Origin of the sequence: Polaromonas sp., assembly GCF_036676035.1 — a bacterium.
Lineage (GTDB): Bacteria > Pseudomonadota > Gammaproteobacteria > Burkholderiales > Burkholderiaceae_C > Polaromonas.
This window is the reverse complement of sequence record NZ_JAKFDR010000073.1, coordinates 39,830-54,652: the sequence shown is the minus strand read 5'-3', so window position 1 is coordinate 54,652 and position 14,823 is coordinate 39,830. Positions and strand designations below refer to the sequence as shown.

20 protein-coding genes and 1 pseudogene are annotated in these 14,823 nt (G+C 62.5%); 10 read left to right on the top strand and 11 right to left on the bottom strand.

The window, feature by feature from the left end:
• The 4 genes from rplP to V6M61_RS12330 form a co-directional block, all read left to right on the top strand.
• On the top strand, nucleotides 1-205 hold a 205-nt coding region (gene rplP / locus V6M61_RS12345; protein WP_332776871.1), incomplete at its 5' end, for a 50S ribosomal protein L16.
• Between the two features lie 16 nt (nucleotides 206-221).
• Nucleotides 222-428 (top strand): 50S ribosomal protein L29, encoded by a 207-nt coding sequence (gene rpmC, locus V6M61_RS12340; RefSeq protein ID WP_332776870.1) that lies wholly within the window; start codon nucleotides 222-224, stop codon nucleotides 426-428.
• Entirely contained in the window at nucleotides 425-694 is a 270-nt protein-coding gene (gene rpsQ, locus V6M61_RS12335) for a 30S ribosomal protein S17 (protein WP_332776869.1), read from the top strand. The genes rpmC and rpsQ overlap by 4 nt, the downstream gene beginning before the upstream one ends.
• A gap of 210 nt (nucleotides 695-904) precedes the next feature.
• The gene (locus tag V6M61_RS12330) at nucleotides 905-1,411 is read left to right on the top strand and encodes a peroxiredoxin (protein WP_332776868.1); all 507 of its coding nucleotides are present in this window, start codon (nucleotides 905-907) and stop codon (nucleotides 1,409-1,411) included.
• Nucleotides 1,412-1,560: 149 nt separating this feature from the next.
• On the opposite strand, the gene V6M61_RS12325 is transcribed toward V6M61_RS12330, so the two are convergent.
• Nucleotides 1,561-2,055: a GNAT family N-acetyltransferase gene (locus tag V6M61_RS12325; RefSeq protein WP_332776867.1), complete on the bottom strand. Its 495-nt coding sequence runs from the start codon at nucleotides 2,053-2,055 to the stop codon at nucleotides 1,561-1,563.
• An 83-nt stretch (nucleotides 2,056-2,138) separates the two neighbouring features.
• Entirely contained in the window at nucleotides 2,139-2,804 is a 666-nt protein-coding gene (locus V6M61_RS12320) for a cytochrome b/b6 domain-containing protein (protein ID WP_332776866.1), read from the bottom strand.
• 189 nt (nucleotides 2,805-2,993) lie between these two features.
• Between V6M61_RS12320 and V6M61_RS12315 the strand changes: the two genes are divergently transcribed.
• The gene (locus V6M61_RS12315) at nucleotides 2,994-3,446 is read left to right on the top strand and encodes a c-type cytochrome (protein ID WP_332776865.1); all 453 of its coding nucleotides are present in this window, start codon (nucleotides 2,994-2,996) and stop codon (nucleotides 3,444-3,446) included.
• Between the two features lie 157 nt (nucleotides 3,447-3,603).
• Here the strand turns inward: V6M61_RS12315 and V6M61_RS12310 are convergent, their stop codons facing one another.
• Nucleotides 3,604-4,107, bottom strand: a complete 504-nt coding sequence (locus V6M61_RS12310; protein ID WP_442957770.1) for a TlpA family protein disulfide reductase — start codon at nucleotides 4,105-4,107, stop codon at nucleotides 3,604-3,606.
• A 25-nt stretch (nucleotides 4,108-4,132) separates the two neighbouring features.
• Here V6M61_RS12310 and V6M61_RS12305 point away from each other — a divergent pair, with 25 nt between their 5' ends.
• The 4 genes from V6M61_RS12305 to V6M61_RS12290 all read left to right on the top strand — a co-directional run bounded on the left by V6M61_RS12305 (nucleotide 4,133) and on the right by V6M61_RS12290 (nucleotide 8,701).
• Nucleotides 4,133-4,837: a DUF4197 domain-containing protein gene (locus V6M61_RS12305; protein WP_332776863.1), complete on the top strand. Its 705-nt coding sequence runs from the start codon at nucleotides 4,133-4,135 to the stop codon at nucleotides 4,835-4,837.
• A 187-nt stretch (nucleotides 4,838-5,024) separates the two neighbouring features.
• Nucleotides 5,025-6,266 (top strand): 3-methyl-2-oxobutanoate dehydrogenase (2-methylpropanoyl-transferring) subunit alpha, encoded by a 1,242-nt coding sequence (locus tag V6M61_RS12300; RefSeq protein ID WP_332776862.1) that lies wholly within the window; start codon nucleotides 5,025-5,027, stop codon nucleotides 6,264-6,266.
• Nucleotides 6,266-7,276 (top strand): alpha-ketoacid dehydrogenase subunit beta, encoded by a 1,011-nt coding sequence (locus V6M61_RS12295; RefSeq protein WP_332776876.1) that lies wholly within the window; start codon nucleotides 6,266-6,268, stop codon nucleotides 7,274-7,276. Before V6M61_RS12300 ends, V6M61_RS12295 begins: the two co-directional genes overlap by 1 nt.
• 159 nt (nucleotides 7,277-7,435) lie before the next feature.
• Nucleotides 7,436-8,701: a dihydrolipoamide acetyltransferase family protein gene (locus V6M61_RS12290; protein ID WP_332776861.1), complete on the top strand. Its 1,266-nt coding sequence runs from the start codon at nucleotides 7,436-7,438 to the stop codon at nucleotides 8,699-8,701.
• A gap of 59 nt (nucleotides 8,702-8,760) precedes the next feature.
• On the opposite strand, the gene V6M61_RS12285 is transcribed toward V6M61_RS12290, so the two are convergent.
• The 8 genes and pseudogenes from V6M61_RS12285 to V6M61_RS12250 form a co-directional block, all read right to left on the bottom strand.
• Nucleotides 8,761-9,048, bottom strand: coding sequence for a helix-turn-helix domain-containing protein (locus tag V6M61_RS12285; protein ID WP_332776860.1), 288 nt, complete (start codon nucleotides 9,046-9,048; stop codon nucleotides 8,761-8,763).
• A gap of 14 nt (nucleotides 9,049-9,062) precedes the next feature.
• A complete protein-coding gene (locus tag V6M61_RS12280) occupies nucleotides 9,063-9,398 on the bottom strand; it encodes a type II toxin-antitoxin system RelE/ParE family toxin (RefSeq protein WP_332776859.1) in 336 nt (111 codons plus the stop codon).
• Nucleotides 9,399-9,480: 82 nt separating this feature from the next.
• Nucleotides 9,481-9,573: pseudogene (locus tag V6M61_RS12275) on the bottom strand (Fic family protein); the annotation flags it as partial.
• A 299-nt stretch (nucleotides 9,574-9,872) separates the two neighbouring features.
• Nucleotides 9,873-10,280 carry a rhodanese-like domain-containing protein gene (locus tag V6M61_RS12270; protein ID WP_332776858.1) on the bottom strand — a complete coding sequence of 136 codons (408 nt, stop codon included), beginning with the start codon at nucleotides 10,278-10,280 and terminating at the stop codon, nucleotides 9,873-9,875.
• Between the two features lie 77 nt (nucleotides 10,281-10,357).
• Nucleotides 10,358-10,828, bottom strand: a complete 471-nt coding sequence (locus V6M61_RS12265) for a cupin domain-containing protein (protein WP_332776857.1) — start codon at nucleotides 10,826-10,828, stop codon at nucleotides 10,358-10,360.
• A gap of 553 nt (nucleotides 10,829-11,381) precedes the next feature.
• Nucleotides 11,382-11,888: a hypothetical protein gene (locus V6M61_RS12260; RefSeq protein ID WP_332776856.1), complete on the bottom strand. Its 507-nt coding sequence runs from the start codon at nucleotides 11,886-11,888 to the stop codon at nucleotides 11,382-11,384.
• Nucleotides 11,885-12,616, bottom strand: a complete 732-nt coding sequence (locus V6M61_RS12255) for an alpha/beta fold hydrolase (protein ID WP_332776855.1) — start codon at nucleotides 12,614-12,616, stop codon at nucleotides 11,885-11,887. Before V6M61_RS12255 ends, V6M61_RS12260 begins: the two co-directional genes overlap by 4 nt.
• Complete coding sequence (locus V6M61_RS12250) at nucleotides 12,617-13,852, bottom strand: CaiB/BaiF CoA transferase family protein (protein ID WP_332776854.1); 1,236 nt, start codon at nucleotides 13,850-13,852, stop codon at nucleotides 12,617-12,619.
• 44 nt (nucleotides 13,853-13,896) lie between these two features.
• On the opposite strand from V6M61_RS12250, the gene V6M61_RS12245 reads away from it, so the two are divergent.
• Complete coding sequence (locus V6M61_RS12245) at nucleotides 13,897-14,823, top strand: LysR family transcriptional regulator (RefSeq protein ID WP_332776853.1); 927 nt, start codon at nucleotides 13,897-13,899, stop codon at nucleotides 14,821-14,823.

Here is a 14,823-nt window from a genome sequence, read left to right as displayed (position 1 = left end):
CAAGCCGATCTCCCAAAAGCCTGCTGAAGTGCGTATGGGTAACGGTAAAGGTAACCCGGAGTACTACGTGGCTGAAATCCAGCCCGGCAAGATCGTTTTTGAAATCGTCGGTGTGCCTGAAGAACTGGCCCGCGAAGCGTTCCGCCTGGCTTCTGCCAAGCTGCCGCTGCGCACCACGTTCGTCAGCCGCATGATCGGCCAGTAATCAGGAGAATGAAGCCATGAAAACTACTGAACTGCGCCAAAAAGACGTTGCCGGCCTGCAAGCCGAAGTCAAAGAGCTGCAAAAAGCCCACTTTGGCCTGCGCATGCAAAAAGCCACGCAACAACTCACCAACACCGCCACGCTGCGTTCCACGCGTCGTGACATTGCTCGCGCCAAAACCATTTTGGCCGAGACCCTCGTCAAGCAAGGAGCGAAAAAATGACGGAAGTGAAAAAATCCCTCAAGCGCACCTTGATCGGCAAGGTGGTCAGCGACAAGCGCGCGAAAACCGTGACGGTCCTGGTTGAGCGTCGTGTCAAGCACGAGCTGTACGGCAAGATCGTGTCCCTGTCCAGCAAGTACCACGCCCATGACGAAAAGGGCGAGTACAAGGTGGGTGACATGATCGAGATCACCGAGAGCCGCCCCCTGTCGAAAACCAAGAACTGGGTGGTTACCAAGCTGGTGCAAAAAGCTGCTGTGGTCTAAGTCCCACAGGACTTTGACGGCATGTCATTCAAAAACGGCTCACCTGGTGGGCCGTTTTTGTTTTCTGCGCTGCAAACAAGACGGGCTTTAAAGCGCCCGGAAAACCTCGGCACCCAAAAGGCTTTCTGTTCGTGATTCACAATAAGGGTTTGGCGCCACCGCCATTACCCGCACTCATTGCACTAGTTGCACTCATTTCAAGGAGCACCCATGATCAAAGTAGGCGATACCCTTCCCGCAGCCACGCTGATGGAGTATTCGGAGGTTGAAGGCAACGGCTGCAGCATTGGTCCCAATGCCGTGGACGTGGTCAAGGCCAGCGCCGGCAAAACCATTGCCCTGTTCGCCCTGCCCGGCGCCTTCACGCCGACCTGCTCGGCCAAGCATGTGCCCGGTTATGTCGAGAAATTTGCAGAACTCAAGGCCAGCGGCGTCGATGAGATCTGGTGCGTGAGCGTCAACGACGCCTTTGTGATGGGTGCCTGGGCGCGCGACCAGAAAACCGACGGCAAAGTCCGCATGCTGGCCGATGGCAGCGCTGCGTTCGCCCAAGCCACGGGCCTGACGCTGGACCTGACCGCCAAGGGCATGGGTCTGCGCAGCAACCGTTATTCCATGCTGGTCAAAGACGGCAAGGTGGTCTCCCTCAATATTGAAGGCCCCGGCAAATTTGAAGTCAGCGATGCGGCCACGATGCTGGCCCAGGCCAAGGGCTGAAGCGGCTTCTTTCGCCAAGCAACCGCTGGGGTCAAACCCGGCGGTTTTTTTACGCCTTTTCGGTTAATTGCCTAGTGGTAATTTTTGAAGCATGCTATTAAAATAATAGCTGTCAACATAATATTTACAAGGGCTACCTGCCTATTTCGCTACAAATCCACCTTGAGATAATGCGCCCCGGCGATCGGGTTGTGGTAGTAGGGCGGGATATCCACAAAGCCGAGGTCTTCGTACAGCGCCCGGGCCGACTCCATCTCGTCCAGCGTGTCCAGCAGCAGGCTGTGGTAGCCCGCCACGCGGGCAGCGTCCAGAATTGCCTCAGCCAACTGGCGGCCCAGGCCAAAGCGGCGGAAGGCCTTGCGCACATACAAGCGCTTCATCTCGCAGGCATTGGGGTAATCCACCGAATCAAGCGGGCGCAGCGCGCAGCAGCCGGCTACCTCGCCATCGACCAGCGCCAGCAGCAGGGCGCCCTGCGGGGCCGCATACTCACCCGGCAAACCAGCCAGCTCGGCCTCGAAGTTCTGGAAGCACAGGTCAATGCCCAGATTGTCGGCGTACTCACTGAAGATCAGGCGCGTCGCATCCAGCTCCCCGGCGCTTGCCGGTGTGATGAACTGGATGTAGGGGCGGGCGTCGGTCATCGGCTCAGAAAGGCAAAGTGTATCGATTTTTTGGCCAGCAGGCTCTGACTGGCTTCAGCCCGGCCCGGGGCCTGTGGTCGTGGTCAAAAGGCAGGGGCCAGGCTAGAGAGCCAGTACACCGTGGCCGCGCAAACGCCCAAAACCGCCAGTGCCGCAAGGCGGGAGACTGTGTCGTCGCGCGAGGCGGGAACAGGCGCCACCAGTTTCTTGTCGCCATGCAGCATGGCATGGACCAGATTGTGCTTGCGCCACAGGTAGAAAACGATGGCCGTGATGTGCAAGACCACCAGTGCCAGCAAAACCCATTTGCCAATATTCTTGTGGTAATTCGTCGCCGTGCCGACCGTGGCGTTGGAAACAAAACGCGTCAGCGGGCCGGCAAAGGCGATTTCGTCATCGCTGAACAGGCCGGTGCCGGCCTGCGCGATCAGGATGAACAGCATGGCAAACACCGAGCCGGCGCCAATCGGGCTGTGGCCTACCGAGTGCTCGGGCTTGCCGCGCCCCTTGAGGTAGTTGAGCACGCTTTGCGGTGCGTAGAGAAAGGACCCAAAACGGGACCAACGGCCCCCGACCAGACCCCAGATGATGCGAAACAGCAACAGCGTCAGCACCGAATAGCCAAAGCGGAAATGCCAGACCATGGCATTGCCGCCCAAGGTGCCGGTGATCGCCAGCCCGAAGACGCAGGCCACCAGGGCCCAGTGGAAAATGCGCGTGGGTAAATCCCAGACCCTGACCTTGTTCATGTTTGCTTCCGTGATGGTTTTTGTTTGATGCCGCTGTTATGCCGCTGTGATCAGGGCTGCTCACTTGGTGCTTTCCCATAACGCAGAAGTTCCTGCGGAACTTATCGGGCCCCGCTAAACTCCAGCAGCTTGGCAGTTTATCGGTAAGCCGCCAATCACCCCAGTCAGTCAAAACCCACGAGGAAAACAATGAAAGTTTTAGCCTGCATCGCTGTCGCCGCCACGCTGACCGCCCTGGCCGCTCCGGCCTCCGCCCAGTTTGCCAAACCGGAAGACGCCATCAAATACCGCAAAAACGCCCTGTTCGTGATGCAACAAAACTTTGGACGCGTTGCCAGCATGGCCAGTGGCCGTACGCCTTTTGATGCCAAGGTGGCTGCCGAGAGTGCTGAAACGGCCGCCTTCATGTCAAAACTGCCATGGGCCGGCTTTATGGCGGACACGGACAAGGGCGAAACCAAGGCCAAGCCGGAAATTTGGAAGGAGCCGGCCAAGTTCAAGGAAGCTTCGGAAAAAATGCAGGGCGAGATGACCAAGCTGGCTGCAGCCAGCAAAACCGGCAATATCGACCAGATCAAAACTGCCGTGGCTGCCGTGGGCGGCACCTGCAAAGCCTGCCACGACGCTTATCGGAACCAGTAGCCCCCACGGTCGTTCGCTTCGCGTAACTCCCTGCCCCCCGAGGGGGCCGCTGCGCCTGCGGCCCGGCAAAGCCGGTTCCGCGGCCCCTGCTTGAATGGGGCAACAAAAAAGCCGGTTCTTTTGAACTGGCTTTTTTATTGGGGACCGCAAAACCGAGTCAGGTCTCGGCTAGTAGTTTTTCTATGAGTTGGTGCAAAGCCGCAAAATCCGGCTCGCCCACATACTGCTTGACGATCTCGCCGCGCTTGTTGACCAAGTAGGTGGTGGGTGTCAGTTTTACCTCGCCCCAGGCCTTGGCCACCGCGCCGGTGTTGTCGATCGCCACCTTGAAAGGCAGCTTGCGGGTTTCGGTGTAGTTCACCACATAGCTGGGCGGGTCGTAGCTCATGGCCACGGCCACCGTCTCAAAGCCTTGCCCCTTGTACTTGTTGTAGGTCGAGATGATTTTGGGCATCTCCGCCACGCAGGTCACGCAGCTGGTGGCCCAGAAATTGACAAGGGTGACCTTGCCCTTCAGGTCGGCAGTGGTCTTTTTGCTGCCATCGAGCAGCACAAATGTCGTTTCGGGGGCCGCCTGCACGCCGCTGCAGGCTGACAGGCCCAGCACACTGGCAAGCACCAGCGAGCCGGCCAGCACAATGCGGCATACTGCGCTAGACATTCTTTTCATCGGGAAGGACCTCATCATGCTACGTCGAGATTTTAACCGGGCCGGTGTCAGCGCGCTGGGCACACTGATACTGGCCACCTACCACCAAGCCCATGCCCTTTCACTGGGCGATTTGACCAATGCCGAGGCCAGCAGCGGCCTGAAAACCGCCCTCGAAAAGGGCGCCCTGGCGGCCGTGGCCTTGCTCGGCAAGACAGATGGATTCCTCGGCAACCCAAAAGTTCGCATTCCTTTGCCCGGTTACCTCGAAGATGCCTCAAAAATCCTCAAAACCCTGGGCCAGGGCAAGCGGGTTGACGAGCTGGTGACCTCGATCAACCGCGCCGCCGAAGCCGCCGTTCCCATGGGCAAGGACTTGCTGGTGGGCGCCGTCCGCTCCATGAGCGTGACCGACGCCAAAAACATCCTGGCCGGCGGTGAGACCTCGGTGACCAACTTTTTCGCCGAGAAAACCCGCGCTCCGCTGGGCGTGAAGTTTTTGCCGGTGGTCACCAAAGCCACCGAAAAAGTCGGGCTGGCCAACAAATACAACGAATTCGCCGGCAAGGCAGCCGGCTTTGGCCTGGTCAAAAAAGAAGACGCCAACATCCAGCAGTACGTCACCGGCAAGACGCTGGACGGCCTGTACCTGATCATCGGCGAAGAAGAAAAGAAAATCCGGCAAGACCCGGTCGGCACCGGCAGCGCCGTGCTGAAGAAGGTGTTTGGGGCGCTGAAGTAGGGCGGTAGGGCGGTTTGCCGTCAGTGCCTGGCCAAATCGGCCTCTAACCCAGGCAAAACATGCGCAATTAGCTATCAAAAAGAGAGCGAATGCCGGGCAAAACCGGGTTTAAAGCCTGCTTCTGATACGCAGGACCTGGTTTGCACCTTGAGCGGCTCAGGGCTACGATGTGCTCCAGGGGGTGCGGATGAACCAAAACCAAGCGCTACGTCTGCATGTGCCTGAGCCCTCGGGGCGGCCAGGGCACGAGACCGACTTTTCCTACCTGCATCTGTCACCGGCCGGCGCGGTGCGGCGCCCGCCGGTGGAGGCCGCGCCGGCCGACACCAGCGACCTGGCCTACAGCCTGGTGCGGGTGCTCGACGACGAAGGCCGCGCCGTCGGACCGTGGGCGCCGCAGGTGGAGCCGCAGCGGCTGCGCAAGGGCCTGCGGGCCATGATGAAGACGCGCATCTACGACGCCCGCATGCTGATCGCGCAGCGGCAAAAGAAAATCTCGTTCTACATGCAATGCCTGGGCGAAGAGGCGATCGCCACCGCGCATGCGCTGGCGTTGCAGCCCGGTGACATGTGCTTTCCCACCTACCGCCAGCAGGGCCTGCTGCTGGCGCGCGACGACGTGGACATGGTCGAGATGATCTGCCAGCTGATGTCCAACGAGCGCGACCCGGTCAAGGGGCGGCAGCTGCCTGTGATGTACTCGTACAAGCGGGCCGGCTTCTTCACCATCTCGGGCAACCTGGCCACGCAGTTCATCCAGGCCGTGGGCTGGGGCATGGCTTCGGCGATCAAGGGCGACACCAAAATAGCCTCGGCCTGGATTGGCGATGGCTCCACCGCCGAGTCGGACTTCCACACCGCACTGACCTTCGCCCATGTCTACCGCGCACCGGTGATCCTCAACGTGGTCAACAACCAGTGGGCGATCTCGACCTTTCAGGCCATCGCCGGCGGTGAGGCCACCACCTTCGCGGCGCGTGGCGTCGGCTGCGGCATCGCCTCCTTGCGCGTGGACGGCAACGACTTCCTCGCCGTCTACGCTGCCTCGCTGTGGGCAGCAGAACGTGCGCGCAGCAACCTGGGGCCCACGCTGATCGAATGGGTGAGCTACCGCGCCGGCGCGCACTCGACCTCGGATGATCCCTCGCGCTACCGACCGGCCGACGACTGGGCGCATTTTCCGCTGGGCGACCCGATCGCGCGGCTAAAAACACATCTGATGCTGATCGGCGCCTGGTCCGAAGAGGAGCACGAAGCCACGCAGAAGGAGCTGGAGGCCCAGGTGGGTGCCGCGCTCAAAGAGGCCGAACGCTACGGCTCGCTGGCCGCCGGCCACATGGCCGGCGCCGCGGCGATGTTCGAGGACGTCTACAAGGATATGCCGGAGCACCTGCGCCAACAACGCCGACAGTTGCTCGGAGGCTCATGATGCAAATGACCATGATTCAGGCGCTGCGCTCGGCCATGGACGTGATGCTGGCGCGTGACGACAACGTGGTGATCTTCGGCCAGGACGTGGGCTACTTCGGCGGCGTGTTCCGCTGCACCGACGGCCTGCAGGCCAAGTACGGCCGCTCGCGCGTGTTCGACGCCCCGATCTCCGAAGGCGGCATCGTCGGCGCGGCCATCGGCATGGCGGCCTACGGCTTGCGTCCGGTGGTCGAGCTGCAGTTCGCGGACTACATGTACCCGGCCTACGACCAGATCGTCTCCGAAGCGGCGCGGTTGCGCTACCGCTCGGCCGGCGACTTCACGGCGCCCATCACCATCCGCATGCCCTGCGGCGGCGGCATCTACGGCGGGCAGACCCACAGCCAGAGCCCGGAGGCCCTGTTCACCCATGTCTGCGGGCTGCGCACGGTGATGCCGTCCAATCCCTATGACGCCAAGGGCTTGCTGATTGCCTGCATCGAGAACGACGACCCGGTGATTTTTCTCGAACCCAAGCGCCTGTACAACGGCCCCTTCGACGGCCACCACGACAAGCCGGCGGTGCCCTGGTCCACGCACCCGCTGGGCGAGGTGCCTGAGGGGCACTACACCGTGCCGCTGGAGTCGGCCACGGTGTTTCGCCCTGGCGCCGAGCTGACGGTGCTGACCTATGGCACCATGGTCTTCGTGTCGGAGGCGGCGGCGCAGGAGAGCGGCATAGACGCCGAGATCATCGACCTGCGCAGCCTCTGGCCGCTGGACCTGCAGGCCATCGTCGCCTCGGTCAAAAAGACCGGCCGTTGCGTGGTGGTGCACGAGGCCACGCGCACCAACGGCTTCGGGGCCGAGTTGACGGCACTGGTCCAGGAGCATTGCTTCTACCACCTCGAAGCGCCGATTGAACGCGTGACCGGCTGGGACACGCCCTATCCGCATGCGCAGGAATGGGCTTACTTCCCGGACCCTGGGCGCGTGGCAGCGGCATTCAAACGCGCGATGGAGGCCTAGGATGAAACCCACCCCCGTTGCTTGCTCACTGCGTGTAGCCGCCTCCCCCCTCAAGGGGGCAACACCAGCGGCCCGGCAAAGCCGGTTCCGCGGTGTTCCCCGAACAGGCGTCGCGTTTCATGCGTCGTGGGTCGTTCACAGTGCAGTGGAGCAACTGACATGACAACCCACATCATCAAGATGCCCGACCTCGGCGAGGGCATTGCCGAGGTCGAACTGGTGGCCTGGCGTGTGTTGCCCGGCGAGCGCGTGGTCGAGGACCAGATACTGGCCGACGTGATGACCGACAAGGCCACCGTCGAGATCCCGTCGCCCGTGGTCGGCCAGGTGCTGGCCCTGGGCGGCGAGGTCGGCCAGGTGCTGGCGGTGGGGGCCGAGCTGATCCGCATTGAAGTGCAGGCGCAAGAGGCTGTTTCTCCCTCCCCTGCCGGGGGAGGGCCGGGGTGGGGGCAGCCGCCGCAAGCAGCGCAAGCAGTGCAAGCAGTGCCAGCGACGCAGGCAGGCCAGCCCCCATCCCAGCCTTCCCCCAGAGAGGGACGGAGCGAACGGCCCATCGCCTCGCCCGCCGTGCGCCGGCGCGCCTGGGAGCTCGGCATAGCCCTGCAGCAGGTGGCCGCCACCGGCGCGGGCGGTCGCATCATGCAGGCTGATCTCGACGCCCATGTTGCAGCGCATGGGGCGGTTCATGGAGCGGGAGTGCCGGCCGGCGTGCGCCCTGTGCAGCGTCACGACGAAGAACAGATCCCGGTGGTCGGCCTGCGCCGCCGCATTGCGCAAAAGATGCAGGAGTCCAAGCGCCGCATCCCGCACTTCACCTATGTCGAGGAAGTCGATGTCACCGAGCTGGAGGCGCTGCGCGCGCAGCTCAACGCGAAGTGGGGTGCGCAGCGCGGCCACCTGACGCTGCTGCCCCTGCTGGTGCGGGCCATGGTGCTGGCCGTGCGCGAGTTTCCGCAGATCAACGCCCGCTTCGACGACGAAGCCGGCGTGGTCACGCGCCATGGCGCAGTGCACCTCGGCATCGCCACCCAGACCGACGCCGGCCTCATGGTGCCGGTGCTGCGCCATGCCGAGGCTAAAGACCTCTGGGCCAGCGCGGCGGAAGTGGCGCGCCTGGCGCAGGCCGCGCGCGCCGGCAAGGCCACGCGCGACGAACTCACCGGTTCGACCCTCACCATCACCAGTCTCGGCGCCCTGGGCGGCATCGTCTCCACGCCGGTGATCAACCACCCCGAAGTGGCCATCGTCGGCGTCAACCGCATCGTGGAACGGCCGGTGCTGCGTAACGGTGCGGTGGTGGCGCGGCAGATGATGAACCTGTCCTCGTCATTCGACCATCGCGTGGTTGATGGCGTGGACGCAGCCCAATTCGTGCAGGCCTTGCGCGGCTATCTCGAATCCCCGACCACGCTGTTCGTGGAGTAGGTATCCATCGCGCCTTTTTGTGTCAGGGGAATCTGACCTGATTCCCCTGACTTCCCATATCAAACAGCTTCCAAAATTTTCAACACCGTCTTGGGCTGTTTGGCCACTGCGTGCAATAACACCAAGGCTGTGCCGCTGGGCTTGCGATCACCGCGCTCCCAGTGGCGCAGCGTGCCCAAACTAATGGCAAAGGTGGAGGCAAACTGCTCCTGCGTCAGGCCAGTGGTCTCTCGCACAGCTTTGATGTTCAGCTCGGGCAAGCGATGCGTGCGTACAGCCACAGGTTTTCCTTTGCTGTGGGCAATAGCTTCTTGCAGCCCTTGTTTGATACTTGCGAATGCACTCATCTCATTTCCCCCAGTTAACGCAACGCAGTGCGCTTCAAAATTTGAACCAACTCGGCCAGCTCAGCTCTTTCTGCAAGGCTCAAGTTAGCCTTTTCACCCTTGCCAAACACCGTTAACAAATACAGCGGAATACGCTCACTGTGAAAGCAATAAATGACCCGAGCACCGCCACTTTTACCTCGTCCCTCACGAGCCCAGCGCAACTTACGCAAACCACCGGTGCCCTGCATCAAGTCACCTGCAGCGGGGTGCTGTGCCAAGTAGCTGATGAGCGCTCTGGCCTCGGTTTCGTTGAACAGTGCTTGCGCTTTTTTAATGAACTCAGGCAATTCAACAATGGCTTGGAGCATGGGTTATTGTAATCCAATGGCGTAGTTTTGCCGCACTGCGCCCACCCGGCTCCGATCTCTTCAGCACGCCGCTCGCCACTCACTTGCTGCTGGTCAGTTTGCCCTCGAAGCCCTCGAGCAACCGGTTGATGAGTTTGATCTGCCGCTCATTCACCAGGGTTCCCGCCCAACGTTGCCGGTTGTAGGTTGAATCTCCGCTGCTTGTGCGGAGATTAAGGGCTTTATTCGCCGCAATATTTGCGACGAATGGGCTGTCCAAGCTCCGCAAGCCATTCGGTTTCGGTTGGAGTGGTGGTCAAATCAAGCGCTAGCCCGCGCGGGATACGCGCAATAAGCTATCAAAAAGAGATCAATTTTCGGGCAAGGCCGGGCATGAATGCCTGGGGCTGATGCTCAGACCTTGGCTGCCGCAATCGCATTTTGAACAGAAGGCCGCAGCCGATGACCCGTCAAGAGGAAATGCCAGGCTCAAAGCTAGGGAGTGGCATGACCACCCTGAACGGGGCGTCCTTCTTTCGCCCAGCGCTCGAAGCCCCCATCCATGTGGGCCACGTTGGCGTAGCCAATTTGCTGCAAGGTATCCGCAGCCAGAGAGGAGCGCCCCCCGGCCATGCAGTGCACGATGACGCGGCGTTTGGGGTCAAACTCCGCTCGATGCAGGCTGCTGGTCGGATCCGCCCAGAATTCGAGCATGCCCCTCGCTGCGTGTACCGCACCGGGGATGTAGCCGTGCTCGGTCCGTTCCTCGCTCTCGCGCAGATCGATCAGGAGCGCGCCTTGGCCCAGCTCGGCAGCAACCTGTCCCGGGGTAAGGCTCTTGATGCGGGTGCGCGCATCGGCAACCAGTTGGGCAGCTGTTTTCGGTTTCTCATTTTCGCGCATGGCTTCCTCCATTGTGTAAAGATGTGGCGTAACGACGCTGAGGGGGAGTCCAGTGAATGTGCTTGGGCAGGGATGCGCTATTTCTTCCTCGGGTCGTCTGCCGGATTGACATAGTTCACTCCCGAAGGCCCCACGCCGTGGACCTGAATAATGGTCTCATCGTTAGTCCAGACAAAGTGAGGGGTCTTGGGCTGCATGATGGCGACGCTGCCAGCGGGCAGGGCTATTGTTTTGGAGGCGTCCAGTTTGTCCCCAGTCCCAATGTTGAACGTACCGGAGATCACCGTGACATGCTCGATGACCGGATGCCAATGGGCGGGTATCTGGTAGTTCGCCGGGAACTTCAAGCGAGCGGTAAACGGGACGGCTTCGCTGAGCGGGCCCTCGAGTACGGATATCTTCGCGCCCGGTGGCAGCGAAGGCACATCCGCCCATTTCATCTGATCTGGCATGACCATCATATGGGTAGCCGACTGCGCCCAAACGGCGGGCGCTCCCAGGCAGGCAAGCACCAGCGTTGTGGATAGTGCGGCAAGCGTGCTTCTCATGGTGACCTCCTACGAACTGTTTTTGGAGCCCGTGAAAGATGGTGGCGAGAGCGTCGGCTCCATCACGCCCGCCTAACCTGATAGAGAGAGAGAAAAAAAACGCGGGTTAACAGGGTAACCGTTTCATGCGTCAACTTCCAGAGTTATCTGTAAGCAAAAGGATGAACGGCTTAGCGTGCAGCGAAGGGCCGCCCCGAGCAAGCGACGGCCCCCTCGGGGGCAGGGAGCTCGCGCGTTGTGAACGACCGTGGGGGCCTAGACCCAATACACGTCACTTAACCGCTCGCCCTGAGCTTGTCGAAGGGTCGTCACAGTGCAAACAGGCTTCGACAAGCTCAGCCCGAACGGGGTGGTAACGCTTAAATGACCAGCATTGGGCCTAGACCTCTTGGCCCGCGCTCAGGACAGGCGTCACCGTCCTAACCCATGCAAGCGCCGTTTGGAGCCGGTTCCAATGCAAAAAGTGCCATTGGCCCAAGATTTTTGGGCGCAGATTGCTATCAAAATAGTAGCTACTCAAGTGAGCTGCGTCAGCAAATGCGTCGGCTCGCGGCTACCCCGGTGCGGCCAGCGCCTTGCGCGCGGTCGCCAGCCGCTCTTGCAGATAAGCGCCGTAGAAATCCGGCACCGCCACGCCCACCAGCCGCTCGGCCACCTCCTGGCCGCGGCTGCCAAAAAACAGCACGGTGGGGGTGAAAGTGGCTTTCCACTGCTGGGTCTGCGCTGCGGCGTTGGTCGGCAGGCCGGCAAAGCCCAGCAAGGGGGTGGTTTTGTCGGTGCTGTTGAGCTGCCAGGCGTGCAGGCCGGACTCATGGCGCGCGGGCAGCAGGTGGCTGCGCCGCACCAGCTCGCAGTAGGGGCAGCCGGGCAGGCTGACCAGCAGCACCAGCGGCTCGCCCCGGGCGGCTGCGGCCTGCGCAGCGGCAGCCAGTGAGGCGGGCACGGGCAAGGCCGTGCTCTTGGCGAAAGCCAGTGCAGGCAAAAACAAGGTGGGCAGGCCGAGCCCGCCCGCGAGTGCGGCGGAAAACTGGCGCCTGCGCAATGGCTGCAGCGGGGTCAAGCGGCGCAGTCCAGCAGGATTTGCGTCAGTATCTGCGGCTCGCTGATCATGGGGTCGTGGCCGGTGGCGATCTCGACGACTTTGGCGTTGGGCAGCCAGGCGCCGTCCCAGAATTTGGCGTCCCGCGCGCGCAGGCGGCTGGGGTCTATCGTGGCCAGCGCCGGCTGGGTGCAGCTGACAAAGGTGCGCGGGATGGCCGCCACGCGCTGCACATCAAAGTTCAGCGGCGCCTGGTAGGTGTTGCCGGGGTGGGGCGTCTGGCGGCGCTTGACCCAGTCGTGGTCAGCGCCTTTGAGGCCAAAGGCGTCAGGGTCGGGCGGCGGAAAGCTGAAGCGGGTCGAGGCCTGGGCCGCTGCCAGGCGCTGCTGCTGCGTGGCCGCCGACTGGGTGCTGCTCCAGCTTTCGCCGGGTTTGGGCAGCACGGCATCGACATACACCAGATGCCTAAGTCGCTTGGGCAGGCGGTCGGCCACCGCCGTGCCAATCATGCCGGCGTAGGAATGCACGGCCAAAATGACATCGCTGAGCTCTTCCACTTCAATGGCGCTGATCACGTCGTCGACGTGGGTATCCAGCGTGATGGCAGGGGACAGCAGGTGCGCGCGCTCACCTACGCCGGTCAGCGTGAGGGCATGGACGCGGTGTCCCTGGGCTTGCAATGCGGTCGTTACCCGCTGCCAGCACCAACCGCCATGCCAGGCACCGTGCACCAGAACAAAGTTGGCCATTTAGATCACCTTTTTGTGTTTCAGGTCTGACAGCTGCGCATCGGGGTAGTTCAATATGCCGCGCAGAACCTCTTCCGTGTGCTGGCCCAGCAGCGGCGGCGGCAGGTCGGTACGCACCGGCGTGGCGCTGAGTTTCATGGGGCTGGCCACCAGTTTCAGTTCGTTTTTGAGCGGGTGTTGCCAGTGGTGCACCATGCCCCGCGCCTGCACCTGCGGGTCGGCGAAGACCTCGGCCAGGTTGTTGATGGCGCCGCAGGGCACTTTGGCGGCCTCGAGCGCCGCCAGCCAATCGGCCTTGCTGCGGGTTTTCATGACGGCTTCGAGCATCGGCACCAACTGATCGCGGTTGCGCACCCGGTCCCGGTTCAGGGCAAACAGCGGGTTCACGCCCAGCTCGGGGATGCCCGCCACATTGCAGAATTTCACGTACTGCTGGTCGTTGCCCACGGCAAGAATGAGGTGGTCCTTGCTGCCATCTGCAGCCGGCGCGACCTCAAACACCTGGTAGGGCACGATGTTCTGGTGCGCATTGCCGGCGCGGCCCGGCGCCTTGCCGCTGACCAGGTAGTTGGCGCCCAGGTTGGCCAGCATGGCGACCTGGGTGTCGAGCAGGGCCATGTCGACCTGCTGGCCTTCGCCGGTTTTTTCGGCATGGCGCAGCGCAGCCAGCACGGCCACGGTGGCGTACATGCCGGTCATCAAATCCGCCACGGCCACGCCGACTTTTTGCGGGCCGCCGCCCAGGTCGTCGCGCTCGCCGGTCACGCTCATCAGGCCGCCCATGCCCTGGATCGCATAGTCGTAGCCGGCGCGCTCCTGGTAGGGGCCGGTCTGGCCAAAGCCGGTGACCGAGCAGTACACCAGCCGGGGGTTCAATGCCTTGAGCGAGGGGTAGTCCAGCCCGTAGCGCGCCATGTCGCCGACCTTGAAGTTTTCGACAAACACGTCGCAATGCCGGACCAGATCGCGAATCAGCGCCTGCCCGGCCGGCTGGGCGATGTCGCAGGTGACGGAGCGCTTGTTGCGGTTGGCGCCCAGGTAATAAGCCGCCTCATGCGTGTCAGCGCCCTGGTCGTCCTGCAAAAACGGCGGGCCCCAGGTGCGGGTGTCGTCACCGGTGCCGGGACGTTCTATCTTGATGACATCGGCGCCCAGGTCGGCCAGGGTCTGGGTGCACCAGGGGCCGGCGAGGACGCGGGACAAATCGAGAATGCGAATGCCGTCAAGTGAATTCATCCTGCTATTTTGCCTTGATGAGGGCTGCCAGCGAGAGTAGTAGTATGTTTCTTTCCCTCCCTCCCCAATGCTCCAACGCTTTACCAGCCGTGCGATTCGACCTCACCACGCTAAAGCTCTTCGTCAGCGCGATCGAGCATGGCAGCATCGCAAGAGCCGCAGAGTGCGAGCACATCGTCGCTTCGGCGGCGAGTAAACGCATCGGTGACCTCGAGGCCGGGCTCGGAGTCGCGCTACTCGTACGCCAGCACGCGGGAGTCGTCCCGACCGCCGCGGGCGAAGCGCTCGCCCGCCATGCGCGCGAGGTCATCAAGACGCTCGACCGAATACCCGGCGCGCTCAGCACGCTTGCCGCGGACGATCAGCCCGATATCCGGATGTTGGCGAATCAGACCGGCGTCGTCGTCGTGGTTGCGGACCTCGCGAGCTACATCGCACGGCGGCCCGGGGTGAAGATTCGCCTCGAAGAAGGTCAGAGCCTGCCGATCATCGAAAGTGTCGCGCAAGGCAGCGCCGACATCGGCATCATCGGCCACTTTCAGCCCACCGACCGGTTGCACGTCGTTCCCTATCGCAGCATTCCTCTCATGCTGGTCATGCCGGCGTCGCATCCGCTGGCCGGCCGCGGGGTGCTCTCGTTCGCGCAAGCGCTCGAGTTCGATCTGATCACGCTGGTGCAAGGCACCGCCATCCGCGGCTGGGCACTGGCAGCAGCAGCCCGCATGGCGCGCAAGCCGAAGTTCACCATGCAGGTGCAGAGTTACGAGGCGATGCGCGCGATGGTGCAGGCGGGTCTCGGGATCGCGGTCATGCCCGCGGCAAACATCCTGCCGTACGAGGACCTCCTGCAGGTGCGCGCGCTGCCGCTCACCGACGATTGGGCGCGCATGCAGCTCTACCTGGTGTGCGACCGGGGGGCGGCCGGCATTCCTGCGATCGAGGAGCTCCTGGCGCATCTCACCGCGGCTTGA

Bases quoted from the DNA above. Each gene is read 5' to 3' on its own strand.
- rpmC (WP_332776870.1), top strand. From the start codon at position 222: ATGAAAACTACTGAACTGCGCCAAAAAGACGTTGCCGGCCTGCAAGCC.
- rpsQ (WP_332776869.1), top strand. From the start codon at position 425: ATGACGGAAGTGAAAAAATCCCTCAAGCGCACCTTGATCGGCAAGGTG.
- V6M61_RS12330 (WP_332776868.1), top strand. From the start codon at position 905: ATGATCAAAGTAGGCGATACCCTTCCCGCAGCCACGCTGATGGAGTAT.
- V6M61_RS12325 (WP_332776867.1), bottom strand. From the start codon at position 2,055: ATGACCGACGCCCGCCCCTACATCCAGTTCATCACACCGGCAAGCGCC.
- V6M61_RS12320 (WP_332776866.1), bottom strand. From the start codon at position 2,804: ATGAACAAGGTCAGGGTCTGGGATTTACCCACGCGCATTTTCCACTGG.
- V6M61_RS12315 (WP_332776865.1), top strand. From the start codon at position 2,994: ATGAAAGTTTTAGCCTGCATCGCTGTCGCCGCCACGCTGACCGCCCTG.
- V6M61_RS12310 (WP_442957770.1), bottom strand. From the start codon at position 4,107: ATGTCTAGCGCAGTATGCCGCATTGTGCTGGCCGGCTCGCTGGTGCTT.
- V6M61_RS12305 (WP_332776863.1), top strand. From the start codon at position 4,133: ATGCTACGTCGAGATTTTAACCGGGCCGGTGTCAGCGCGCTGGGCACA.
- V6M61_RS12300 (WP_332776862.1), top strand. From the start codon at position 5,025: ATGAACCAAAACCAAGCGCTACGTCTGCATGTGCCTGAGCCCTCGGGG.
- V6M61_RS12295 (WP_332776876.1), top strand. From the start codon at position 6,266: ATGCAAATGACCATGATTCAGGCGCTGCGCTCGGCCATGGACGTGATG.
- V6M61_RS12290 (WP_332776861.1), top strand. From the start codon at position 7,436: ATGACAACCCACATCATCAAGATGCCCGACCTCGGCGAGGGCATTGCC.
- V6M61_RS12285 (WP_332776860.1), bottom strand. From the start codon at position 9,048: ATGAGTGCATTCGCAAGTATCAAACAAGGGCTGCAAGAAGCTATTGCC.
- V6M61_RS12280 (WP_332776859.1), bottom strand. From the start codon at position 9,398: ATGCTCCAAGCCATTGTTGAATTGCCTGAGTTCATTAAAAAAGCGCAA.
- V6M61_RS12270 (WP_332776858.1), bottom strand. From the start codon at position 10,280: ATGCGCGAAAATGAGAAACCGAAAACAGCTGCCCAACTGGTTGCCGAT.
- V6M61_RS12265 (WP_332776857.1), bottom strand. From the start codon at position 10,828: ATGAGAAGCACGCTTGCCGCACTATCCACAACGCTGGTGCTTGCCTGC.
- V6M61_RS12255 (WP_332776855.1), bottom strand. From the start codon at position 12,616: ATGGCCAACTTTGTTCTGGTGCACGGTGCCTGGCATGGCGGTTGGTGC.
- V6M61_RS12250 (WP_332776854.1), bottom strand. From the start codon at position 13,852: ATGAATTCACTTGACGGCATTCGCATTCTCGATTTGTCCCGCGTCCTC.
- V6M61_RS12245 (WP_332776853.1), top strand. From the start codon at position 13,897: ATGTTTCTTTCCCTCCCTCCCCAATGCTCCAACGCTTTACCAGCCGTG.